At 34.1% G+C, this 24,800-nt stretch carries 25 protein-coding genes; 21 read left to right on the forward strand and 4 right to left on the reverse strand.

Features of this window, described 5'->3' with window-relative positions; translation table 11 throughout:
• Positions 1 to 2: 2 nt before the first annotated feature.
• Positions 3 to 806 carry an aldo/keto reductase gene (locus STERM_RS02945; RefSeq protein ID WP_012860069.1) on the reverse strand — a complete coding sequence of 268 codons (804 nt, stop codon included), beginning with the start codon at positions 804 to 806 and terminating at the stop codon, positions 3 to 5.
• Positions 807 to 900: 94 nt separating this feature from the next.
• On the reverse strand, positions 901 to 1,590 hold the full coding sequence (gene gpmA / locus STERM_RS02950) for a 2,3-diphosphoglycerate-dependent phosphoglycerate mutase (protein WP_012860070.1): 690 nt from the start codon (positions 1,588 to 1,590) through the stop codon (positions 901 to 903).
• A 380-nt stretch (positions 1,591 to 1,970) separates the two neighbouring features.
• Between gpmA and STERM_RS02955 the strand changes: the two genes are divergently transcribed.
• From STERM_RS02955 to STERM_RS02970, 4 genes are all read left to right on the forward strand, one after another.
• Entirely contained in the window at positions 1,971 to 2,378 is a 408-nt protein-coding gene (locus STERM_RS02955; RefSeq protein ID WP_012860071.1) for a hypothetical protein, read from the forward strand.
• Positions 2,379 to 2,535: 157 nt separating this feature from the next.
• Positions 2,536 to 2,793, forward strand: a complete 258-nt coding sequence (locus tag STERM_RS02960) for a hypothetical protein (RefSeq protein WP_012860072.1) — start codon at positions 2,536 to 2,538, stop codon at positions 2,791 to 2,793.
• A gap of 462 nt (positions 2,794 to 3,255) precedes the next feature.
• Complete coding sequence (locus tag STERM_RS02965; RefSeq protein ID WP_012860073.1) at positions 3,256 to 3,969, forward strand: YaaA family protein; 714 nt, start codon at positions 3,256 to 3,258, stop codon at positions 3,967 to 3,969.
• Between the two features lie 177 nt (positions 3,970 to 4,146).
• Positions 4,147 to 4,770, forward strand: a complete 624-nt coding sequence (locus STERM_RS02970) for a GyrI-like domain-containing protein (protein WP_012860074.1) — start codon at positions 4,147 to 4,149, stop codon at positions 4,768 to 4,770.
• 74 nt (positions 4,771 to 4,844) lie between these two features.
• Here the strand turns inward: STERM_RS02970 and STERM_RS02975 are convergent, their stop codons facing one another.
• A complete protein-coding gene (locus STERM_RS02975; protein WP_012860075.1) occupies positions 4,845 to 6,056 on the reverse strand; it encodes a uracil-xanthine permease family protein in 1,212 nt (403 codons plus the stop codon).
• Positions 6,057 to 6,228: 172 nt separating this feature from the next.
• Here STERM_RS02975 and STERM_RS02980 point away from each other — a divergent pair, with 172 nt between their 5' ends.
• The 5 genes from STERM_RS02980 to STERM_RS22020 all read left to right on the forward strand — a co-directional run bounded on the left by STERM_RS02980 (position 6,229) and on the right by STERM_RS22020 (position 14,161).
• Complete coding sequence (locus tag STERM_RS02980) at positions 6,229 to 9,813, forward strand: LPS-assembly protein LptD (RefSeq protein WP_012860076.1); 3,585 nt, start codon at positions 6,229 to 6,231, stop codon at positions 9,811 to 9,813.
• Positions 9,814 to 9,830: 17 nt separating this feature from the next.
• Positions 9,831 to 11,735, forward strand: a complete 1,905-nt coding sequence (thrS, locus tag STERM_RS02985; RefSeq protein ID WP_012860077.1) for a threonine--tRNA ligase — start codon at positions 9,831 to 9,833, stop codon at positions 11,733 to 11,735.
• A 259-nt stretch (positions 11,736 to 11,994) separates the two neighbouring features.
• Complete coding sequence (locus STERM_RS02990) at positions 11,995 to 13,317, forward strand: PhoH family protein (RefSeq protein ID WP_012860078.1); 1,323 nt, start codon at positions 11,995 to 11,997, stop codon at positions 13,315 to 13,317.
• Between the two features lie 123 nt (positions 13,318 to 13,440).
• Positions 13,441 to 13,926 carry a hypothetical protein gene (locus tag STERM_RS02995; RefSeq protein WP_012860079.1) on the forward strand — a complete coding sequence of 162 codons (486 nt, stop codon included), beginning with the start codon at positions 13,441 to 13,443 and terminating at the stop codon, positions 13,924 to 13,926.
• Positions 13,927 to 14,008: 82 nt separating this feature from the next.
• Positions 14,009 to 14,161, forward strand: coding sequence for a hypothetical protein (locus STERM_RS22020; protein WP_169305386.1), 153 nt, complete (start codon positions 14,009 to 14,011; stop codon positions 14,159 to 14,161).
• Between the two features lie 30 nt (positions 14,162 to 14,191).
• Here the strand turns inward: STERM_RS22020 and STERM_RS03000 are convergent, their stop codons facing one another.
• Positions 14,192 to 14,752, reverse strand: a complete 561-nt coding sequence (locus tag STERM_RS03000; RefSeq protein WP_169305387.1) for a hypothetical protein — start codon at positions 14,750 to 14,752, stop codon at positions 14,192 to 14,194.
• Between the two features lie 431 nt (positions 14,753 to 15,183).
• Here STERM_RS03000 and STERM_RS03005 point away from each other — a divergent pair, with 431 nt between their 5' ends.
• From STERM_RS03005 to STERM_RS03060, 12 genes are all read left to right on the forward strand, one after another.
• Complete coding sequence (locus STERM_RS03005; protein WP_012860081.1) at positions 15,184 to 15,534, forward strand: hypothetical protein; 351 nt, start codon at positions 15,184 to 15,186, stop codon at positions 15,532 to 15,534.
• A gap of 20 nt (positions 15,535 to 15,554) precedes the next feature.
• Positions 15,555 to 16,163, forward strand: coding sequence for a peptidylprolyl isomerase (locus STERM_RS03010; RefSeq protein ID WP_012860082.1), 609 nt, complete (start codon positions 15,555 to 15,557; stop codon positions 16,161 to 16,163).
• Positions 16,164 to 16,498: 335 nt separating this feature from the next.
• Entirely contained in the window at positions 16,499 to 16,741 is a 243-nt protein-coding gene (locus STERM_RS03015) for a type B 50S ribosomal protein L31 (protein ID WP_012860083.1), read from the forward strand.
• Positions 16,742 to 16,817: 76 nt separating this feature from the next.
• Complete coding sequence (upp, locus tag STERM_RS03020; RefSeq protein WP_012860084.1) at positions 16,818 to 17,441, forward strand: uracil phosphoribosyltransferase; 624 nt, start codon at positions 16,818 to 16,820, stop codon at positions 17,439 to 17,441.
• 326 nt (positions 17,442 to 17,767) lie between these two features.
• Entirely contained in the window at positions 17,768 to 18,259 is a 492-nt protein-coding gene (gene rfaE2, locus STERM_RS03025; protein ID WP_012860085.1) for a D-glycero-beta-D-manno-heptose 1-phosphate adenylyltransferase, read from the forward strand.
• On the forward strand, positions 18,249 to 18,701 hold the full coding sequence (tsaE, locus tag STERM_RS03030) for a tRNA (adenosine(37)-N6)-threonylcarbamoyltransferase complex ATPase subunit type 1 TsaE (protein WP_012860086.1): 453 nt from the start codon (positions 18,249 to 18,251) through the stop codon (positions 18,699 to 18,701). Before rfaE2 ends, tsaE begins: the two co-directional genes overlap by 11 nt.
• Entirely contained in the window at positions 18,682 to 19,371 is a 690-nt protein-coding gene (gene tsaB / locus STERM_RS03035) for a tRNA (adenosine(37)-N6)-threonylcarbamoyltransferase complex dimerization subunit type 1 TsaB (RefSeq protein WP_012860087.1), read from the forward strand. Before tsaE ends, tsaB begins: the two co-directional genes overlap by 20 nt.
• Positions 19,361 to 20,404 (forward strand): signal recognition particle-docking protein FtsY, encoded by a 1,044-nt coding sequence (gene ftsY / locus STERM_RS03040; protein ID WP_012860088.1) that lies wholly within the window; start codon positions 19,361 to 19,363, stop codon positions 20,402 to 20,404. The genes tsaB and ftsY overlap by 11 nt, the downstream gene beginning before the upstream one ends.
• Before the next feature lie 31 nt (positions 20,405 to 20,435).
• Positions 20,436 to 21,440, forward strand: a complete 1,005-nt coding sequence (gene pta / locus STERM_RS03045; RefSeq protein WP_012860089.1) for a phosphate acetyltransferase — start codon at positions 20,436 to 20,438, stop codon at positions 21,438 to 21,440.
• 17 nt (positions 21,441 to 21,457) lie between these two features.
• Positions 21,458 to 22,651 (forward strand): acetate/propionate family kinase, encoded by a 1,194-nt coding sequence (locus STERM_RS03050; RefSeq protein ID WP_012860090.1) that lies wholly within the window; start codon positions 21,458 to 21,460, stop codon positions 22,649 to 22,651.
• A 188-nt stretch (positions 22,652 to 22,839) separates the two neighbouring features.
• Positions 22,840 to 23,706: a transporter gene (locus STERM_RS03055; protein WP_012860091.1), complete on the forward strand. Its 867-nt coding sequence runs from the start codon at positions 22,840 to 22,842 to the stop codon at positions 23,704 to 23,706.
• 615 nt (positions 23,707 to 24,321) lie between these two features.
• Positions 24,322 to 24,798, forward strand: a complete 477-nt coding sequence (locus STERM_RS03060) for an NADH-quinone oxidoreductase subunit NuoE family protein (RefSeq protein WP_012860092.1) — start codon at positions 24,322 to 24,324, stop codon at positions 24,796 to 24,798.
• The last annotated feature ends 2 nt before the right edge of the window (positions 24,799 to 24,800 follow it).

Here is a 24,800-nt window from a genome sequence, read left to right on the forward strand (position 1 = left end):
TCCTAAATATTATCCGGATCACGTCCTATTCTTATACCGGTATTTAACTCAGCTATTTTTTTCATGTCCTCATTATCAAGCTCAAAGTCAAATACATTTAAGTTATCTTTTATTCTTTGCTCATGGGTAGACTTAGGGATAGTGACTACTCCGTTCTGTACTGCCCATCTTATACCGATTTGTGAAACAGTTTTGTTATGTTTTTGAGCAATTTCTTTTATAAGCTCTTTGTCAAAAATCTGCCCCTGCATAAGAGAACCCCAGGCTTCTGTTAAAATTCCTTTTTTTGTACAATAATTTCGAAGTGCTTCCTGCGGGAACTGAGGATGAAGCTCTACCTGATTTATCATAGGAGTTATCTCAGCATCTGTAAGCAGATCATCCAAATGGTGTTCTTTAAAATTACTTACGCCTATTGCCTTCACTCTTCCGTCTTTATAGAGTTTTTCCATAGCTTTCCATGATTCTTTGTTTTTATTCTTAGGCCAGTGGATAAGATACAGATCAAGGTAATCCGTGCCAAGTTTTTTCAGGGATACATCGAAGGCTTTCAATGTGCTGTCATAGCCCTGATCATCATTCCAGAGTTTGCTTGTAAGAAATATTTCATTTCTCGGGATGCCGGATTCTTTAATTCCGAGTCCTACTCCGTCTTCATTTCTGTATACAGCAGCAGTATCGATATGTCTGTAGCCAGCAGCCAGTGCATATTTCACACTTTGGGCAGCTATGTCATCCGGTATTTTGAATGTACCAAAACCTATCTGGGGTATTTCGACACCATTTGCCATTTTTAAACTGATCATTTGCTAATCACTCCTTTGCGGTCTTTTGTAATTTATATCTCTCCTGTTTTATTAAGTATTGCCGGAAACTGTGTAAGTATTATAAAACAGGGGTTTAATCTTCAAGGTAATATTTTTTCAAAACTTTAAAATTATCATCAAGTTCATAAATAAGAGGAACACCTGTAGGTATTTCCAAATCCATGATCTCGTCATCGCTTATATTCTCGAGATACTTTGCCAAGGCACGAAGACTGTTTCCATGCGCTGCAATAACTACTTTTTTTCCTGATTTCAGTGCAGGGGCAATTTCGTCTTCCCAGTAAGGCATCACTCTTTCAAGGGTTACTTTCAGATTTTCTCCTGAAGGTAAAATACGGGAATCCAATCCTTCATATCTCCTGTCAAATTTTGACTGTCTTTCATCATTTTCGTCTAAAAGCGGAGGGAGTACATCATAACTTCGACGCCATATATGAACCTGCTCGTCACCGTATTTTTCCGCTGTCTGAGCCTTATTAAGCCCCTGAAGAGCTCCGTAGTGTCTTTCATTCAGACGCCATGATTTATAAACCGGTATCCACAGCTGGTCAGTTTCATTTAAAACAAAGTAAAGTGTTCGAATTGCTCTTTTTAAAACAGAAGTGTAAGCCACGTCAAAAGTAAAATTGTGTTTTTTTAGCAGCTGTCCGGCTTTAATAGCTTCATTTATACCTTCATCGGATAAATCAACGTCAGTCCAGCCTGTGAAAAGATTCTTTTTATTCCACTCACTTTGACCATGACGAATAAAAACTAAATACATAATTGTTCCTCCTTAAATAAGTTAAAGAAAATTATAGAAAAAAGCCTCTATATATAATATATTTTAACATGAAACCACAAACTTGTATATAGAAAATTCCCTTCCAAATCTCCTAAAGGATATATAATTTATATTATATGAAATAGGTTTTCTGCCTTGTGTTTCCTAATATCATTTTATCTTTTGTAAAATTTTTTGAATGAAGAAATAAATTATAATCACATAAAAAATATAAAAATCTTTATTTATCGTTTATTTACTTGAGAAAAAATAAAATATAGACATAAAAAAAATAATTCAAAAACTTCATTGAAATAGATAGTTAATTATGATATAATTTTGTCGTTATTAGAATTAAAATTATTTGGAGGTAATAAAAAATGAAAAAAATGTTATTAGTTTTATTAACTTTAGGAGTTATTTTTTCATGCGGGAAGAAAGAAGAGCCTAAAGCTGATGATGCAGCTACTGAAACACAAACAGAAACTACAGCAGAGCCTGCTAAAGAAGATGCAGCAGCAACTGAAGGAGCTACATTCAAAGATGCAGAAGTACAAAAATATGTTGATGACTATAAAGCTTATATTAAAGAAGTTTCAGAAGCTGTCGCAGCAAATGATGCAACTAAAATTGCAGATCTAGGAACTAAAGCACAAGAATGGGCTACAAAATCTCAAGAAATTACAACTAAATTAGCTAATGATCCTGAAGAAGCTAAGAAATTCGGAGAAGAATTAACAAGATTAAGTCAAGAATATGCTGATGAAATGGCTAAAATGGCAAAGTAATAATTATAAAAGAAAAGAAAGAACTGTTTACGGACAGTTCTTTTTTCTATATATCGAAATATAATTTAATAAAATAAGCTGGGAGAAGGAGAATATGAGAACAAATGAAAAAAAATAAAGTTTTGAGAATAAATGTAAGCTGTTTATAGATGCTTTTTTGGATTTTAATGAAACAGTAAGGTCAAATGAAGGACTAAATGAAACAAAGCTTGAAAATGTCTGTGCTCTGCTGGAGAATTTGAAAATAGAAATACAGGAAAGAAAATCAGTACCGTTAAATATAGCAGATGTATTTATAGATTTGTACAGTTCTATAGAAGCTTCGGCGTACAGACATGAAGAGGAAATGAAAAATAAAATTCTTTTAGCTGCGGATAAGCTGGCAGATACAGCCAGAAGCGTAGTTTGTGAATAAAAAAATACTTTGTTTATACAGATATAATGAATTGATATTTTCATGAAACAGTGTTATTTATTCAGTTATAGCAGATAAACCGCAAAATTTAATAAATAAAAAAGACCGGCTAGATTCCGATCTTCTTTAAAATAAGGGGAGAATGAAGAAAAAATTATTTCTTTATTTGTTAGTATTATAGTCTAAAAAACTTAGATTACGCTTATTTTATTCTTTATTTTAATTTTGATTTTTAAAATAAATAACTGCTGAAAAAATCAGCAGCTATTAAGGGGGTTATGAAGAAAAATATTCTTTTTATTGGTATGCTGTAATTATAAAACTGACAGCTTAGATTGTTCTTATATTTTTCTTTATATTTGTTGTCAATTAAATATGAGTCTTCAAATGAAAATGCACTTTCAGAAATTTGATATTTGTAGTAAAATATAAGCGTAATTATAATATGTGAAGAGGTGAGACATGAAGATAATACTATCTCCGAGTAAAACACAGAAAATCAAAAAAATAAATGGCTTTGATCTAAAAGATATAATGTATGGAGAGCATACAGCCGGACTTGTAAATATTCTAAAGGGTCTTTCAGGCAAGAAACTGAAAAGAATAATGAAGACGAGTGATAAATTAACAGAAGAGATACTGGACACTTATTGTAATTTTTATGAAAATGAACGCGGACATGCAGCAGCGAGCTATACAGGTGTTGCATTCAGGGCACTGGACACGGAAAACCTTTCGGATAAGGATATTGAGTATTTGGAAAAGTCTGTGGTAATCCTGTCAGCCTTATACGGAGTACTGACACCTCTGACTGGAATACAGCCTTACAGACTGGACATGACCATGTCTGTGCTGGACAAAAAGTCACTATATGAATACTGGAAGGAATGTATTGATAAATATTTTGAAAAAGAAGACTTGATAATAAATCTTGCTTCAAAGGAGTTTTCAAAAATGATAAAAAAACCTCTGACAGATATAGAATTCTACGAAATGAAAAACGGAAGTCCTGTTCAGGTAAGTACGAATTCCAAAAAAGCAAGAGGTGAGATGGCGAGGCATATAATTACACAAAAGATATCATCAAAAGAAAAAATAAAAGAGATTAGTTTTGGCGGTTATAAATTTGATAAAAATGCTTCCGGGGAAAACAAGCTTGTTTTTATAAAGAGTTAATGCAGTAAGATGAGATAATATTGCTGCGGCTGTTTTTCAAATTATTCTGATATTTTTGATTTCCGGGAAATTTATTAATATGACATGGTGTTGTCATCATAGAGAAGATAGAATATAAATAGATTAATATAGATCTGACTGATTATGTATAGGACATTATACCGGAGGTGTGAAATTGTGAAATATGAATGGAAAAAGCAGGAAAAGGAAATCTACCTGCCGAAAGGAAAGCCGGAACAGATATTTATAAAAAAATTTCGTTATCTGACTCTTGAAGGAAGCGGAAATCCTAATGAAAGCCTTTTTTCTGAACTGACAGGAGCTCTTTTTTCACTGTCTTACACATTGAAAATGCTGCCCAAAAAAGGAATAACACCGGATGGCTATTTTGATTATGCGGTATATCCTCTTGAGGGAATATGGGATTTAGATATAGACAGTGACTTTGACGAAACAAAACTTGATAAGAATAAACTGGTCTATAAAATAATGATAAGACAGCCGGATTTTATAAATAAAGAAATTATAGAAACAGCGGCAGAAATTTTGAAAAAGAAAAAAACAGTCATGTATATTGATAAAATAAAATTTGAAGAGATAGAGGACGGTCTTGCTGTACAGATGATGCATACAGGTTCTTATGACAGTGAAACCGAGAGTTTTGAAAAAATGAAGAATTTTTGTCTGGAAAATAAATTAAATATACGAAGCAAGGCGCATAAAGAAATATACATATCAAATCCAGAAAGAACGGCACCGGAAAAGCTAAAAACCGTACTCAGATATTTTGTGAAAAAATAACAATATATAAAAAAATCTCCCTTTTAAAAGAGCTTTTACAGCAGGCTGTTTTATCAGGGAGATTTTTACCGCTTTTAGATATCTGACGGAAGAAGTTTATTCAAAATTACTCCGAATAATGCTGAAACAGCCAGTCCAGATACAGAAACCGTATTCCAGATAACAATGTTGTCAATGGAAATTCCCAAAACCAGAATAAGGGATGATAAAATCAGGTTTCTTGAATGGCTGAAATCAAGATTGGCGTCAATAAGCGTACGGACACCTATAGAAGCTATCATACCAAACAGAATGATAGAAACACCGCCCATAACAGGCTGCGGCACGGTCTGAAGTACTGCGCCGAATTTTCCCATTATACTGAGGAATATGGAATAACATGCAGCAATTCTGAGTATTGAAGGATCATAAACCTTTGTTACTGCAAGAACTCCTGTATTTTCCCCGTATGTAGTATTAGCAGGTCCGCCTATAAGACCGGCAGCAATTGTTGCCAGTCCGTCACCAAGCATAGTTCTGTGGATTCCGGGATTTTTGAAAAAATCTTTTCCTACTACTGCCCCGTTTGTGGTAATATCTCCGATATGCTCTATAAATACTACAAAGGCAATAGGAGCTATAGCTATTACCGAGCTGAGCCTGAATACAGGTACAGCAGTAAGGTCGCTCAGAGCCTCTTTGGAAAAACCGATCCAGTTTGCAGCATGAATGGGAGTAAAGTCTATTATCCCGAAGCACATGGAAACCAGATATCCTACAATTACCGAGATAAGAATGGGAACCAGTTTGAAAAATGATTTCCCGAGTATTGAGACTACTATCATTGTAACGAGTACTGACAGGGCTATAATAAGACTTTTTACCTCGAATTTTCCGTCGGAATATCCGGACATGGAGAGTGCCACAGGGCTCATTCTAAGACCTATGACCATGATGATAGGGCCTGTTATTATAGGCGGGAAAAATGATTTTACTTTCTCTACGCCGAATACCTTGATAATGATACTCATAAAGACATATACAAAGCCTGCACATATAACGCCGCCTTTTACCGCACCAATACCATCCTGCTTAAGTACAAGAGTAAGAGCACCGATAAAAGCGAAGCTGGAACCTAAAAATACTGGTACGATCCGTTTGCTGACAAGATGGAAAATCAGAGTTCCCAAACCGGCTGCCAGCAGAGCAAGAGAAGGATTGAGACCTGTAAGAAAAGGAACTAGTACTGTTGCGCCAAACATGGCCAACACATGCTGTATACCAAGAATAAGTTTTTTTGCATTCATTAAATTTACCTCCCGGAACATTTTCAAAAAATATTATATTCCATAAAAAGAGAAAAATAAAATATATTTAATATATACATATATAAAAAAACTACAAAGAGAAACTATTAAAATGCAAATAAATGTGATATAATTTGAAAAAATATTATACATGTTAGATAAGGATAGATATATGAAGCTTAGGTATAAAATATTAGCGTTTTTTCTTTTAGCAGTTAGTTTATTTTCAGAAGAGATAGTTATACAGGTAGAAACAGAAAAATCGATTATAAATATAGAGAATGAATCCATGGTAGCATCTGGAGGAATTATCCTTAAATACGGGGACATGACTATAAGAGCCGATAACATGAAGAAGCTGGAAAATCAGAATCTTATAGTAGCATATGGAAATGTCATGTTTACACAGGGACCAAGCCAAATACTCGCTAAAGAGATCGTTTTTGATCTGGATTCTAAAAATGCGAGAATTATAGACTCGAAAAGTGTTACTGAAGAAGGGATAGTTTTCGGCGGAGAAGAGACTATAAGCGAAGGCTCGGAAAAATTCACGATAAAAAATTCATGGTTTACTACAAGTCCTTATAATAATCCATCTTATAAACTGAATGCTAAGAAACTGGTTATATTTCCGAATAAAAAACTGGAGGCTCACGGGCTTTCACTGAATGTAAAAGGGAAAGACATAGTCAGCATACCTTACTATGTGACATCCCTGAAACCTGAAACACAAAGAGCCACTCTGTTTCCTTATATAGGAGGAGATTCTGACAGAGGTCTTTTTGTAATTCAGGGATTCGATTATGACAGAGGCAAGCTTTTACAGGGATTTGTAGATTTTGAATTAAGTACAAAAGAAATTCTGGCACTCAGATTTTCAAATGACTATGAATTAAGTCCGAATAATAAGGGAAACCTTTTTGTAAAAAGATTTGTACTTCCTGTAAGCGGTAATGAAGATGAGTGGAATGTCAACTGGTCGCACAATTTTATAAGTATACCAAAAAATCCCAATGCAGAGGACAGAAAGTTTTATGAGCTGGGATATGGAATATGGGATCTGAATTACAGAAATCTGACCACGAATCAGATGTACACAATAAACGGTAAAAGTCTTGATGATAACTATATGTCATTTAAAGAGCAGTATAAATATATTGGAACATATGATTTTAAAATAGATCAGGAAATAGGAAAATCAGGGGAATTTAATCTGGATTATTACTGGACCCAGAACATGGATGCCCTGAAGGCTTTGACGGCAATAAATGATGATATTGCTGAGAATGATAGTATAGATCCGAGAAAAACAGATGTGGATCTTTTCAAGAGAATGACCTATAAGCAGGAAGATAACGGTCTGGGATTATACCTGCATAAGGAAAGGTTTATAGATCTGAATCCCGGGTATATCGGAGATACTCATTCATATAAAAATGCAGACGAATATTCCATAAATTTAAAGAGTCCAAAGATAAAGCTGACCTACAGTAAGACAGATCAGGATGAATATCAGCCGATTTTCGGACTGAGGCAGAGAGCATACGGGGATCCTAATACGATAGATACCTATACTGACAGGATTTTACCGACGACAGCATATGATTACAATAAAACATATGATGTAACTCTGGGAAATTATTATCCGTTAAAAGAAAATGACTTCTTCGGTTACAAGAGAAAAGATGCTTTTAATAACTTAACAGATAATCTGTTTGTAGGGGGAGAGGTATACAGATCAGAAATAAAAAAGAAAACCTATGAATATGATTACACTACGGATAACCCAAATTACAGAAATTATATAGTACAGCCCGGCGTGGATGATTACAGCAGAATTTACAAGCTGTATGACGATGGCAGCAAGATAAGAAGAGTAAGAGACATTATTTATGAAAAGTATCAGGGAGCAACAATAAGACTTGGAAACGATAAAATTGATCTTCCTATTGCGAATTCATATTTTAGCTTTGGCTATGAAATGGATAACAGAATATACGACTCTACTCCTGTTCCTGTATTTGATGAGGACAGAAGAAAGGTAGAGGATACTGATTCCAAAACCGGATATAAGGTACTTACAGATTCTACGGGAGCAGCAATAACCCAAAAGCCTACAGTGCAGGTAAATAAATTTAATTTCGGGCTTTTTACCACACTATATGATAATACAAGATTTTCAGATAATAAGTATGACCTGAAGATTACAAATAATATACCCTTGTTTTTCCAGCTGACCGATGCGCATAATTCTATGTACGGCGGTAATGACATAATCAATACGCCTGCTAATATTTTCAGATTTAACGATGATTTTAACGTATATCTCGGAAATATAAATTTAAATTACAATTTTACAAAACAAATGGATAAGCACTGGAAAGACAACTGGACAAAACAGGATTATACAAGAAATTACATAAAAGCAGGTATAGGGGACAGAAGATATTTAAGCTTTGATTTTTCAAAAAGTAATTATTATCCTTACGAGGATTTTAAATATGAGGAAACAACAAACAGAGACATTACATATGGATTTAAGACGGTAAAAGACAATAATGTACAATATAAATACCGTGAATACCTGTATAAAAATTATTCAAATGACACATGGGCAGGATGGGATCCGAATTCTGTAAAGGAATTAAACAGAGAAAGAGTATTCGGAGTAAATTATAACGAATGGGGATTTGAATATTCCAATATAAAAGATAATATTCATGATGTCTTCGGAAATCAAATGGATCTGAAGCTGGAAAGCAACAGACACAGAGTAGGGTTTGTGTATGATACTGCAAGAATGAAGGAAAAACCCTTTGATTCAAACCATTTTTTCAGAGTAGCATTTGAGTTTGGAAAAGATAAATACAGAGATCCCAATAATACACCGACTATTTTTACTGATGATACATATGTGGATAAAAGAGCAGGAAACAGACTTATTTTTGTTTACAGATATGAAAACGACAAAGCATCTGTAATTCAGACAAGGAATACTGATCTGCAGTCTACAGGGCTTACAAGTGATGATTTGTTCAACAGATATCAGAGTAATGAGCTATTTGTTACACGTGAGGAAGAAGCAATATATGATACAGTTGTAAGTGATACGCGTGAAAAACAGGATAAATATAATCTGAATAATCTGGACAGAATTTTACAGGCACAGAGAAAAAATAAAAGATACTTTGAGTTTGGTATAGAGCTGGAAAATGACTCACAGTACTTTCATGATAATACCTCAGTAGGAAATTATTTTGATTCAATAACTGATATTGTCTTTAAGGCAGAAGTAGGTTATCTGGAAAAATTTTATTTCAGATATAAATACAATATGGAAAGACCTGACGTAGACCAGAGAGATAATCCCGCAAGACTTTCCTCATATAACTTCAGACAGCATGAGTTTGAAACAAAATATATGTTTAGCAAAGATCCTGATAATCCGTGGTGGATAGGTTACAAACTGAACTATACACAGGACGGGGCACCAAAGTGGGATGAGCCGGAAGAATATGAAAGTTCATCAGCAGCAACAAGAGTAAATAAACCGACTTTGAATCTGATCACTTTATCTCACAGATTTGAGAATCTGGAATGGGAAATAGGAGTGGGAAGACAGTGGGATAAACCTAAAGATAAAGGTTTAGGATATTACAATGTAGTTGTGCTGAAATTCGGGGTTACTAACTTCCCTGATAAAAATTTGCAGTATGAATACAGCGGAGGAACATCTTCATTTGGAGCAGGGCTTTAATATTGAAAGGAGAAGAAATGATAGAAATAATATTACCGGATAGCAGTATAAGAACTCTTGAGAATCCGGTTTCAGTTTTGGAATTTGCAAAAAGTATAGGTTCGAGCCTCGGGAAGGCAACAGTGGGAGCACTTGTAGATAATGTGCAGGTAGATGCTTCATATATATTAGATAAATCTGCAAAGGTAGAGTTAATAACTATAGATTCCGAAAAAGGAACAGAAATATTAAGACACAGTGCTGCACATATAATGGCACAGGCAGTACAGAGACTGTTCCCCGGAACAAAGGTGACAATAGGACCGGTTATAGAAAACGGATTTTTTTATGACTTTGATCCTGAGAATCCTTTTACAGAAGATGATCTGGCAAAAATAGAAAATGAAATGAAAAAGATAATAAAAGAAAACTATAAATTTGAAAGAACAGAAATGAGTGCGGCAGACGCCAAAAAGATGTTTCTTGATATGAAAGAGGACTACAAGATAGAAATCATAGATGATCTTGGTGAAGAAAAAGTAAGTATTTACACAATAGGAGAGTTTAAAGATCTGTGCCGCGGAACTCACCTTCCGTCAACAGGATATCTTAAGGCTTTTAAGCTGATGTCTACTGCAGGGGCTTACTGGCGTGGTGATTCTAATAAGAAGATGCTTCAGAGAATATACGGAGTGGCATTTTCTGCCAAAAAAGAGCTTGACGATTATCTGATAATGATGGAAGAAGCTGAGAAGAGAGATCACAGAAAATTAGGAAAGCAGCTTAACCTCTTTTTCCTTGATGAGCACGGACCCGGATTTCCGTTTTTCATGCCAAAAGGAATGGAAGTAATAAATAAATTACAGGAAATCTGGAGAAGAGAACATAAAAAAGCAGGATACAAGGAGATAAAAACTCCTGTTATGCTTGATAAAGAATTATGGGAAATTTCAGGACACTGGTTTAACTACAGAGAAAATATGTATACTTCGGAAATAGATGAAAAAGAATATGCAATAAAACCTATGAATTGTCCCGGAGCAATACTGGCATACAAAAATAACCTTCACTCATATAAGAATTTTCCGTTGAAATACGGAGAGATGGGACTTGTTCACAGACATGAATTCAGCGGAGCACTTCACGGACTTATGAGAGTAAGAGCATTTACACAGGATGATGCTCATGTATTCTGTACAGAGGATCAGATAGAGGATCAGATAATGGAGATTATAAATCTCTATGACAGATTCTATAAATTATTTGGTTTTGAGTATAACATAGAGTTATCGACTAAGCCGGATAAGGCAATAGGTTCTGATGAAATATGGGATATTGCGGAAAGAGATCTTACAAATGCACTTGTAAAAATGGGAATAGATTATAAGCTGAATCCCGGGGACGGAGCATTTTACGGACCGAAAATAGATTTCAAAATGAAAGATTCAATAGGAAGAATATGGCAGTGCGGAACTATACAGCTTGACTTTAACCTTCCTCTGAGATTTCATATGAGTTACATCGGACCTGACGGGGAAAAGCATCAGCCTGTAATGATTCACAGAGCAATGTACGGAAGTATAGAAAGATTTATGGGAATACTTATAGAGCACTATGCAGGGGCGTTTCCGATATGGCTTGCACCTGTACAGGTAAGCATACTGACTATTTCCGGAGAGCAGGCAGAATATGCATCTGATCTGTTCAAAAAATTACAGAATATCGGAATAAGAACAGAACTTGATATAAGAGATGAAAAAATAGGTTATAAAATAAGAGAAGCCAATGCAGAACAAAAAATACCGATTCAGCTGATCATAGGAAAGAATGAAGTGGCTAATAATGAAGTTAATATAAGAAGATTCGGTTCACAGGAAAGCAATACAATGAAGGCAGAGGATTTTCTAAAATTAATAGAAGAAGAATCAAAAATAGTATTTTAATCATATAAAAACAGTTGAAAAAATAAGATTGGCAGTATCCCGGAGATTTCCGGGATATTTTTGTTAGCAGAAATATCAGGATACAAAGTTTTTGATTTAAAATGATCTTAACATCGGGGAAATAAAAAAAGTATTGTATTCGCCTAAAAGTATTGATAAAAACGAGATCATATGTTAATATTATCTTGATTACAGCGTGCAGCAGTTAACATAGGAGAAGACATACATTGATCAAATTCGAAAGCAGAAGGAGAAATGCATGAAAAAAATCTTTATATTAGATACAAATGTATTAATACATGACCCTAATTGTATTTTTGACTTTAAGGATAATGATGTTTATATCCCCATTTACGTAATAGAGGAAATAGACAGATTAAAGAACTATAATGATTATGTGGGAAAATCTGCAAGAGAAGCATCAAGAAATATAGATTCCCTGAGAGAAAAAGGAACTCTGGCGAATGGTATAATAAACGAGGAGGGCGGAGAATTCAGAATACTTCTGGGAGATCACGAGCTGGAATATCTTCCTGATGCATTTTCCAAAACGTCAGCTGACAATAAAATAATTGCTATGGCTTTGAAGCAAAAAAATGAAAATAAGGATACAGAAGTCATTCTTATTTCCAAGGATATGAATGTAAGAATAAAGGCCGATGTTCTCGGGCTTGATACAATGGACTACGTAAAAGACAAACTGGACATAATAACGCTTTATTCGGGGAACAGAACAATAGAGCTGGAAAGCAGTAAATTTGATCTTATATATAAATCTCCGGTGGTAAACTACTCTCTTTTGATCGATGAAGAGCCGCTTGCCAATGAAATGTTCAAATTTACATGCGGAGGAAAAAGTGTACTGGGAATTTATAAAAAAGAAAGAGGGAAAATAGAAAAGACTGTATTTTCCGAATCCCTGCTCTGGGGAATTAACGGAAGAAATACAGAGCAAAAGGAAGCAATAGAATTATTAATGGATCAGAGAATAAAAATAGTAAGCCTTATGGGTGTGGCAGGAACTGGTAAAACACTGCTGGCTATAGCATCTGCCCTTGAGCAGGTAGTAGAAAGAAAGCTTTATAAAAAGATATTTATAGCAAGACCTGTTATTCCTATGGGAAAGGATATAGGCTATCTTCCGGGAAGCGAAAAAGAAAAAATGCGTCCGTGGATGCATCCTATCTATGATAATATAGAATTTCTCGTTACTAATAAACAGACTGCAAACAGCAATGATACCGAAAAGGTAATAGTCGGGCTTGAAAGCATGGGACTTTTGAAGGTGGAGCCTCTCACATATATAAGGGGAAGATCTATACCGCAGGGATTCATCATAATAGATGAAGCACAGAATCTTACACCTCATGAAATAAAAACTATAATAACAAGAGTAGGAAAAGATACTAAGATAGTGCTGACAGGTGATCCTTATCAGATAGACAGCCCTTATCTGAATGAAAACAGCAACGGTCTTTCATATATGGCAGAAAGATTAAAGGACGAGCCTCTTGCAGGACATATGACGCTTGTAAAGGGAGAGCGTTCTGATGTATCGGAGCTGGCAAGTAAATTATTGTAATAAAGAAAGATTATTTTAGGGCAGAAAGGAAAAAGACTTTCTGCTCTGATTTTAAAAACAGATGTATTTTCAGTATATTAAATTTTTAGATATTTAATAAAATCAAAAATAAAGGAGTAAAAAATGAAAAAAGCTATATTGTTATTTATAATAATATTTTCTGCGGCAATAAATGCAAAAACATTAACAAAATCAGAAAAACAAGAAGTACTAAGGCAGTTTTCGGTTTTTCAGAAAGCTTTGGAAGCTAAAGACGGGAAGATTTTAAAGGGAATGATTAACTTTCCTGTGGAAATTACGGCTTATGGAAGAGATTACGAGGAGGCTGTGAAAGAAAGTGAATTTATGGAAAGCCTTAATGAAGTTACAGAAGAGCTTGGGGGTATCTCATATATGAATGTAAATATTGAGTCCGGCTCTGTTTCAGATTATCTGAAGAAGGGGCATGCATGTAATATTAAGTACACAGGAAACTTTAGAGAAAATGAGCTGCACATTACGGAAACATTTGTACCGGGAGAAATTACCTCATGCGGTGGTTATACAACTTATAAATTTAAAATGTATAAAAACAAACTGAAGCTTTTTGATGTGGAAAGAAAATACTAAGCTCAAAAATTGTTAACAAAAATAAGAAATTATTTTAAAGGTAACGAGACAGAAGAAGATAAAAAATGAAAATACTATTTCGATGATCATATGTTGTCATATTATTATATGGAAAAAATATCTTAAAACTGGACGTATATGGAATGATCGTGTGGAATTGGAATATACTGACGAAGGGGCAGTGTATGAATTTAAATTTGAAAAAAACAAGCTGAAATTATATCTGATGGAATGATTAGTATAAAAAAATAAGGGCATTATACCCTTATTTTTTATTAAATATATTAATGAGTTTCTTTTTTTCTTTTTCTGTTTTTTCACCAAATCTGTCGCTGAACAGAATACTGAATTTTTCCGAAAAATCAATGACATGTTCATAAATAAGCTCGAATTTTTGTTCAAGCATATTTGTTTTTTCTTCGATATCATTAACTTTTTTGCTTAGAATTTCACCCATATTTATACTTTTTTCAAGCTGGGATAAAATAAGGTCAAAATTCTCGTCTATTTTATACTTGCTTATAGTATCCAGTTTATTAAATACGTTAATATTAGCATTGTCAAGAGACACAAGTCTTTCTCTGATGAGTTTATAATCAAATTCATTGGTAAGCATAATCAGATTGTTGATCTCTTTCTGAATTTCTCTGAGCAGCTTGGAATTAACTTCCAGTGAGTTAGAAACCTGATTTTTGGTAATGCTGCTTTTTTTTGTCCCCAGATTTTCTTCGATAATATAAAGCTTATTATTCTCCTTGACAGTAGTAAGCTGGTTATTTTCAATTCTGTTATAAATAGTTCTGCGCGAGACTTTACGCGAACTCATATATTCCTTGACTGTTAATTTCAAACATATCACCCCTCAAAACTTATACACTACTATTATATAGATATTTTTAATTTTGTAAAGTTAAAAATTCAAATTTAATAATTTATATGCAGACAGTGTAACAATCAGTTGGTCTTTAGATAAATACCGATGCCTGTTTTACTGTATGCAGGCAGTATAATTAGGAAATAAAAAAAATCACATACAGTTCACAAAAATATGTGATAATAACATATTGACAGAACAGTGATATGACAAGTTTACCTTTAAGCAGATGTTACTGATAATTTTACTGATCTGTTATTGCAATAGTTTGATTTACAGGTAAAAAAATATTCCGGAATAATTTTTATTTTTTATAGTAACGATAAAAATTGAAATTTAACCATTAATATGGTATCATTTATAAAAAATGTATGGAGTGAGGAATGGCAGTAATAAAATTTCAAAAAAAGGAAGAACCGGAAATTCTTTTTGGCATAAAACTTCCGGAGATAGTAAAGAACCTGTATTATGAAATAAAAAACAGGGACAGATTTCTTGCAGTACTAAAGGAGACTTTTAATATTAACGAGGATAGATATCTGAAAATAGTAAATGCCAGAGATTTGAAAGGAAATGATACTTTAATAGTAGTAATCTTTGATAATTTTTATTCAAAGAGAAATGTTGCCAGATATGATTACGAAATAGAAGAATTTGATTTCAAAATTTATGAATTTGATTACAATTTAGAGGTTAACGTAGAAAAAATTATAGAACAAAACCATAAAAATTAGTTTTTAGGAGGAAAAAGAAAATGAAAAAAATTTTAGTGATACTTACATTATTTATGCTTTCAATGTCCAGCTTTTCATTTGGATGGTTCAAAAGCAACAAACCAAAAAATTATAGCTTAGAAGCAACTATAAGAACGAACAAAGGTGACATAAACGTATTTTTATATCCGGAAGCAGCCCCTTTAGCAGTGTTAAACTTTGTGAATCTTTCGAGAAGAGGATTCTATAACGGACTGACTTTTCACAGAGTACTTCCGAATACACTTGTTCAGGGCGGAGATCCGAACGGTGACGGAACAGGAGGACCTGGTTACACATTTGATGATGAAATAGCAAAATGGCTGAATTTTGATGATCCGGGAATGCTGGCAATGGCAAATTCAGGACCAGATACAAACGGAAGTCAGTTTTTTATAACAATAAATCCTTTGGATCAGCTAAACGGGAAATATACTATTTTCGGTGAACTAAAGACAAGAGCGGATTTAAGTGTTTTGAAAACAATAAGACAGGGCGATGTAATTAACAGCATAGAGATAAGAGGAAAAGATTATGAAGAGTTCCTGATGCTTTATGCAAATCAGCTGGATGAATGGAATGCAGCACTAAATGCAAAATTTAGACAGTAAATAATATTAAAGGGTGTAAGTTATTACACCCTTTTTGTATGGCTATAAAAAATAGAATAATAAAAAATAATGTTTTGAAAGAAAATAATATATAATATGAATAATACTGGATATATGAAAAACAGACATAAGGTTTTGACGGAAACTGCATTTGGTTAATTTTTAGAAATGCAGTATCAGAGCCTTACAGCAGAAAATTATACGCTAAATCTTCTGAGATCTGCTTCCAGAAACTGTCTGTTGAAATGTTCAGAAAATACCTTGAAAAAAAAAAAAACATATGATACAATAATACGAACTATGAAAATTTTAAAATGTTGGAAAGGAGTACAAGGATGAGAAAAGATATACATCCAGACTACAGATTAGTGGTTTTTGAAGATACTAGTAATGGATTTAAATTTTTAACAAAATCTACAAAGGCGACAAGAGAAACAACTGTTTGGGAAGACGGTAAGGAATACCCGGTTGTTAAAGTTGCTACAAGCTCTACATCACATCCATTCTATACAGGAAAATCTAAATTTGTTGATGAAACTGGAAGAGTTGATAAATTTAAGAAAAAATATAATTTATAATAAACAGAGGGAGCTATTAGGTGTAATAGTAATCTCTGCTTTTTTTATGAAAATACAATGAGGGAGTGAAATATAAATGTCTGTTATCGAAATAAAACATCCGTTAATAGAGCATAAACTGACTAATCTAAGAAACAAGTACACAGATACTAAGTTATTCAGAGAAAGCTTAAATGAAATAGCAGGGTTAATGACTTATGAAGCTACAAAGGATTTGGAAGTAAAGGAAGTGGAAACGGAAACTCCGCTTCAGATGACAATAACAAAGGTTTTGAGCCAGCCGGTGACTTTGGTTCCTATATTAAGAGCAGGACTGGGAATGGTAGAAGGAATACTTCAGTTTGTTCCTACTGCAAAAGTAGGTCATTTAGGGGTATACAGAAATGAAGAAACTCTTGAACCTGTTTATTATTACGCAAAAATGCCTTCGAATGTGGCAGAAAGCAAGGTTCTGATAGTAGATCCCATGCTGGCGACAGGAGGTTCGGTTAACTATACTATAGATTATCTGAAAGGCGTCGGTGTAAGCAACATATCATTTTTATGTATAATAGCCGCTCCGGAGGGAATCGCAAAAGTAGTGGAAAGACATCCTGACGTGGATATATATGCAGCATGTATAGATGAAGGATTAAATGAACATGCATATATATATCCGGGACTCGGAGATGCCGGAGACAGAATTTTCGGAACTAAGTAAAAGAAACATCTGGATTTAAAGAAAAAATATATTGAAAATAAATATATGAAAAAGGGACTAAACTCTGGTCCCTTTCGTCTGTTTTTTTGAAAAAAATATTATTCAGAGAATATAATAAATTTTTATAATACATGCGAACTGTTAATATATAACTATTTGTCAATGAATAATAAAAAATTAATCATATAAAATAATAAAAATTTATAATTATCTCTGAAAAAAATATGTTATACTAAAATAATGATATTGGTGTAATGTCCTTTTTATTTTTACTTAAAGGATATTAAAAATAAACAGAACATTATGCCAAAAAAGAGGAGTTTAGAATGAGAAATTTACTGGACAGGGAAAATGTGGAAAAGTTTATTTCCGATTTAAAAAAACAGAATAAGAAAGTAGTTTTTACAAATGGTGTGTTTGATATACTGCATGTAGGGCATCTTACATATCTGGAAGAGGCAAAATCATTTGGAGATATTCTGGTAGTGGGAATAAACAGTGATTCATCAGTAAAGGTGAATAAAGGAGATAAAAGACCAATAAACAGCGAACAAGACAGGGCAAAAATGATACTTGGACTGAAACCCGTTGATTATGCTGTTATTTTTGACGAAAAAACTCCTGTGGAAATAATAGGGAAAATCAAACCGGATATTCATATAAAAGGCGGGGATTATAAAAAAGAAGAGTTGCCGGAGACTGAAATAGTAGAAAAAAACGGCGGAACCGTGGAAATTTTATCTTTTGTGGATAATAAATCTACTACGGGAGTAATAGAAAAAATATTGGATGTTTATGGGAGTAAGAATGGAAAGTAAAGTTTTGACTTTTGAAGAACTGGACAAGCTTGCGGAAAATATTGCACGAATATTAAAAAGAGGCGACAGTCTCGCACTGATTGGAGATCTGGGAACGGGAAAAACCACTTTTACAAAGAATATCTGTAAATATTTTAACATTACTGAAAATGTGAAAAGTCCTACTTTTAATTATGTTATAGAATATAATTCTGGTGATATTCCAATATACCATTTCGATGTATACAGACTGGAAGAAGCATCGGAAATATACGATATAGGCTATGAAGATTATCTTGGCGGTGAAGGAATATCCATTATAGAATGGGCTGACAAAATATCGGACGAGCTTCCGGAAGATACACTTTTTTTAGAGCTGGCCTATGATACTGAAAGAACAAGAAAAGTATCGGTATATAAATTAATAAACGGAGAAAAAAAATATGTTGATATTGGGAATTAGTGCTACAACCAAAACAGGAAGTATAGCTATATATGATGAAGACAGGGGACTTCTGGGAGAAGTTACTGTAGATATAGAAAAAACTCATTCAGGAACACTTTTGGATAAAATTGATAAGCTCCTTGAATGGACATCAAAAAAAATATCAGATATAGATGAAGTAGCGGTGTCAAATGGTCCGGGATCATTTACGGGAGTGAGAATAGCAATAGCTACGGTAAAGGGTTTGTTCTTTGTGAAAAAAATACCTGTTTACCCTGTAAACGAACTCGATGCACTTGCTTATCAGGTGAATATGCCTGGTGAAAAAGTCGTATCTGTTATTGATTCAAGAAAAGAAAAAATTTATTATTCAATATCAAGAATAGAAAAAGATGGTTTGAAACTTCTGGAAGGGTATCATGTAGCAAAACTGGATGACCTTCTGGAAAAGCTGCATGCTGAAAATTGTGATTATTATTTTTCAGGAGACGGAGCCTTTAATTACAGGGGAAAAATCAGTGACAAGCTGGGAGAAAAGGCAAAATTTCCTCTGTATTCAAATATAAAAATAAAAGCTTCCACATTAATACTGATCAGAAAAAATTATGAAAAAGCAGACATCTACAGTCTGAAACCATATTATCTGGAAAAATCTCAAGCAGAAAAGGAGATAAAGAATGGCACTTAAAGATTTGTTCAAGCTGAAAAAAAATAAAGCTGAAATTGATGAAGATAAAAATGCCGATGCATTGGAAGAAAACATCGGGGAGGCAGTGAGCGAAGAAGTTAGTAAACAGGCTGAAGAATACACTGCTGAAAAGCCGAAACCTCTGAAAGAAAGACTTGTAAAGACTAAAAAAGGATTTTTTACAAAGCTGAAAGAGGTTTTTACAGGAAAGCCGATAGATGATGAAATGTATGAGGAGCTGGAAGATCTGCTGATACAGTCGGATCTTGGTTTTGATATGACATTAAGAGTAATAGAGGAATTGGAAGAACGTGTGAAAAAAGCTAAAGTGAAGGATTCAGAAGAGGTATATGAAATATTAAAGCAGATTCTGAGAGAAAAAATTTCCAGTGAAAACAGTGCTTTGGACATAGTGGACGGGAAATTAAATATAATCCTTGTAGTGGGTGTAAACGGAGTAGGAAAAACAACCTCTATTGGTAAAATAGCAAGCAAGCTGAAGCAGAAAAATAAGAAGGTAATAATAGGAGCAGCTGATACTTTCAGGGCGGCGGCAATAGAACAGCTGGAAGAATGGGGTAAGAGAACCGGTGTGGAAGTAATAAAACAGTCGCACGGAAGCGATCCCGGGGCAGTAGTTTTCGATACAATAAGTACAGCAAGAAGTAAAAAATATGATGTAGCAATTATAGATACAGCCGGAAGACTTCACAATAAATCTGATCTGATGAAGGAGCTGGAGAAAATAAATAAAATAATCATTCAGCAGTCTGGTGAAGATAATTTTGAAAAATTACTTGTAATAGACAGTACGACCGGTCAGAATGGACTCCAGCAGGCAAAGCTGTTTAATGAAATCGTTGATTTATCAGGTGTGATACTTACCAAATTTGACGGTACCGCAAAGGGAGGAATTATTTTTGCGATATCAGATGAGCTGAAAAAGCCTATAAAATATCTCGGAGTTGGTGAAGGGATAGAGGATCTGCGTGAATTTAATGCCGATGAATTTGTTAATGCAATTTTTGATTAAATATATATAAAACATTAAGGAGTGATGGAAATTGTCAAGTTTGATGGAACAAATTAAAAGCAAGGCTAAAGACCTCAGAAAAAAAGTAGTATTACCCGAAACAGAGGATACAAGGGTAATAGAAGCAGCTGCACAGCTGATAAAAGAGGGGACAGTAAAAGTAGTATTGGTAGGTGCGGCTGATGAAATAAAAGCCAGTGCCGAAAAATTAGGGGTATGTGTAGAAGGTGCAGAAATATTAAACCCGAAAGAATATGCTCAGATGGATGACTTTGTGCAGGAACTTTTTAAATTAAGAGAAAAAAAAGGAATGACATTGGAAAAAGCCAAAAAAATACTGGAGCATGATAATCTTTACTTTGGAGCAATGCTTGTAAGAAAAGGATATGCAGCGGGAATGGTAGCGGGGTCGAATTCGCCGACAGCAGATGTTCTGAGAGCAGCAATACATGTAGTAGGTACAAAGCCGGGTCTTAAAACTGTATCAAGTTCCATGATTATGATAACAAATACACCTGAATACGGTGAAAACGGAGTTCTTATTTTTGGTGACTGCGGTGTCATACCAAAGCCTACTTCTGAACAGCTTGCAGATATAGCAATTTCAAGCGCTGAAAAAGCAAGAAGTCTGGTAGATATAAAAGAGCCAAAGGTGGCGATGCTGTCATTTTCAACTTATGGAAGCGCTTCTTCGGAAGATGTAACCAGAGTGCAGGAAGCAGTAGAAATCTTAAAGTCAAGAAATGTTGATTTCAAATTCGGCGGAGAATTACAATTTGATGCGGCAGTGGTGCCGGAAGTATCACGTAAAAAAGCTCCTAACAGTGAGGTAAAAGGAGAGGCTAATATTTTGATATTCCCGGATCTGGGTGCTGGAAATATAGGATATAAAATAGCACAAAGACTTGCCAAAGCGGAAGCTTTAGGTCCGTTAATACAAGGTCTGGCAAAGCCTATACATGATCTGTCAAGAGGATGCAGTGTACAGGATATAGTAAATGTAGCGGCCATCACGGCAGTAGAATCAGAATTATAATTTTTTAGGAGGAAAAAATGAAAGTTTTAGTGATTAACAGTGGAAGTTCTTCGTTAAAGTTTGAACTGGTAGATATGACTAAGGAGGAGACTCTTGCAAAGGGAATTTGTGAAAGAATAGGAATAAATGATTCAAAATTAGTTTATAAAAATATAGTAAAAGATACAAAAAATGAAATATCAGAGGACATGCCGAATCACAAAGTAGCAATTGATCTGGTATTAAAAGCCCTTCAGGATTCTGAAAGCGGGAATATAGCCGATGTAAACGAAATAGATGCAATAGGCCACAGAGTGGTACACGGCGGGGAATATTTTAAGGAATCGGCATTAATAACTGACGAAGCTTTGAAAAAAATAGAAGAAGTAGCAGAGCTTGCCCCTCTTCATAATCCTGCTAACATTATGGGAATAAAAGTAATGCAGGAGCTGCTTCCGGGGAAACCAAATGTAGCGGTATTCGATACTGCATTCCATCAGACAATGCCTTCAGAAGCATATATGTACGCCCTTCCGTATGAAGATTATACAGAACTAAAAGTAAGAAAATATGGATTTCACGGAACGTCTCATAAATATGTAAGTGAGAGAACAGCTGAATTAATTGATAATAAAAATTCAAAAATAATTGTGTGCCACCTTGGAAACGGAGCGAGTATTTCAGCAGTTAAGAATGGTGAATCTATAGATACTTCAATGGGTCTTACGCCTCTTCAGGGACTTATGATGGGGACAAGATGCGGAGATCTTGATCCTGCAGCTGTATTATATATAATGGAAAAAAGAGGAATGGACTCAAAACAGATGGATGCAAGAATGAATAAGCAATCAGGAGTTCTGGGGATATTTGGAAAAAGTTCGGATTTTAGAGATCTGGAAGATGCCAATGCTTTAGGAGATGACAGAGCTTATCTTGCACACCACATGTTTACATACAGAGTAAAATCATATATAGGGGCGTATGCAGCAGCATTAAACGGTGTAGATGCCATAGCTTTTACAGGCGGTGTAGGAGAAAATGATTCAGCTGTAAGAAGAGACATATGCAACGGGTTAAAATTCCTCGGAGTAGAGCTGAATGAAGAAATAAATGAAAAAAGAATCAGCGGAGATGTAGAATTAAGCACTGCAGCTTCCAAAGTAAGAATATTCAAAATAGAAACAGCAGAAGAATTAATGATAGCAAGAGATACATACGCTTTAGCAAAATAATGAAAAAAAAGGAAACAGTGATGTTATTTTATACCATAACACTGTTTCTTTTTTATTAAATATTAATTGACAAAAATTATCAATTTTGATAACATTTGTATATAGAATGGTTTTTTAAATGGAATATTTTAAATATTTGGAATTAATAACGGCAGAAAACAATTTTGGATTATTGGGAGTGGTATGAAATGATAATATTGGCAGATGAATCTGGAACTGCAAGGATTACAGCAAGAGGAATCCTCGTTTTATTATTGGTGATGTGCTTTCCTTTTCTAACAATGAGCAACAGAGAGGAAGTTAAAGCGGCAGCGGTAAATGACAGAAATCAAAGTGTAGATGAGATTTCAAAAGAATTGTCAAATCCTGTGTCTTCTTTATATATTTTTCCTTTTGAATACGATTTTGACGGTGATGTAGGACCGAATTACGGAAAAAGAAATACTTTGAATATACAGCCTGTAATACCTGTAAATCTTGGTAAAGACTGGAAAGTAATAATAAGAACAATAATTCCTCTGATACAGCAAAATGATATATACGGAGATACTTCGCAAAAGGGTGTGGGAGACATTGAACAGAGCTTCTTTTTTGCACCGCAGAGCAGTTCGTCGCAGGGAGCAAATAAGCTTATATGGGGTGTGGGACCTATCGTAAATATTCCATTGGGCAATGATGATTTCAGCTCTAAAAAGTGGGCTTTTGGACCTGCTGCTACGCTTGTGGTACAGACAGAAAACTGGACTTTCGGAGGTCTTGCAGAGCAATTATGGTCAACAGGCGGTGAAGGTGACAGAGATATTAACGAAACATCAGTTCAGCCATTTGTGGCGTATCATATAAAAGGCGGGTGGACGGTAAGCGGAAATGTGGAGCTTGATTATGACTGGGTAGATAATGAGCTCAGTGCCCCTTTGGAAGTGGGAGTGGGAAAAATAGTGAAGCTGGGCGGAGTAGTACCGTTAAGTATTGGAATATCTCCGCGTTACTATCTGAAACGTACTGATATGGATCCAAGATGGGGCGTAAAATTGATGTTTGTAGTTGTATTATAATATAAAAATATATAGTTATAAAAAACGGGTCAAACAGAATACCCGTTTTTTTAATCTGGTATTATTCGTTATTTTATTGATTACTCAATACTGAAGCTCTGTTTAGTTATAAGGAGTGCTATTATCAGCCGGATGAATTACTGTGCTTTTGTTTTTCAGGCTGCTGAATATTCAGTAAATAATAAATGATTTTGATAATTGTTAACAGATTCAGTAATGATTATCAAAAAAAATTAATGTATTGAATATAATAGATAAAAATAGATTGTGAAAATATTAATTTTTAAATAATTGCATATATAAATGAAAAATAATTTATTCGATAAAATAAAATGAAATAATCGGAACAAAATAATTGTCTGTATTACTTTTGAATAAAGTCGTAGAAAGATTTTAACATATAGAAAACTAATGATAAAAAGTTGTTTTTGAAAAAATATATATAATTAAAGGGAAATACAAGATTTAACTTGACTTAAAAGCTATTTAGTGTATAATATCGTTATGTAAATTTTCTTTGTGAAAAAATTAACTTAGTAAGATAAACAAAATGTTTAATATCAAAAAAAATTTAATATAAAAATATTTGATTGACAAAATAAAGGAGGAAAAGAAATGTGTGCAAACAAATTAAAAGAAGCAGGTTTTAGAGAACTTGATGTTTTTATTGATTCGCTGGAAACTAAAAAAGGATCTCTGATTTCTGTTTTGCACAAAGCTCAGGGGATCTTCGGATACTTGCCTAGGGAGATTCAGGAGTATGTTGCGGAGAAATTAAATGAATCTCTGGCTAATGTTTACGGAGTTGTTAGTTTTTATTCATTTTTTACAATGGTGCCGAAAGGGGAACATGCAGTTTCAGTATGCATGGGAACAGCTTGCTATGTAAGAGGAGCGGATAAAGTGCTGGGTGAATTCCAAAAAGAACTAGGAATCAAATCAGGAGAAACAAGTCTTGACGGTAAGTTCTCAATAGATGCTTTAAGATGTGTAGGTGCCTGCGGTATCGCACCAGTGGTATTAGTTGGTGAAAAAGTGTATAAAAAAGTAGAAGTAAAAGAAGTAAAGAAAATTATAAATGAATATAAATAATT

This window comes from Sebaldella termitidis ATCC 33386, assembly GCF_000024405.1.
In the GTDB taxonomy this organism is placed as follows: Bacteria; Fusobacteriota; Fusobacteriia; order Fusobacteriales; family Leptotrichiaceae; genus Sebaldella; species Sebaldella termitidis.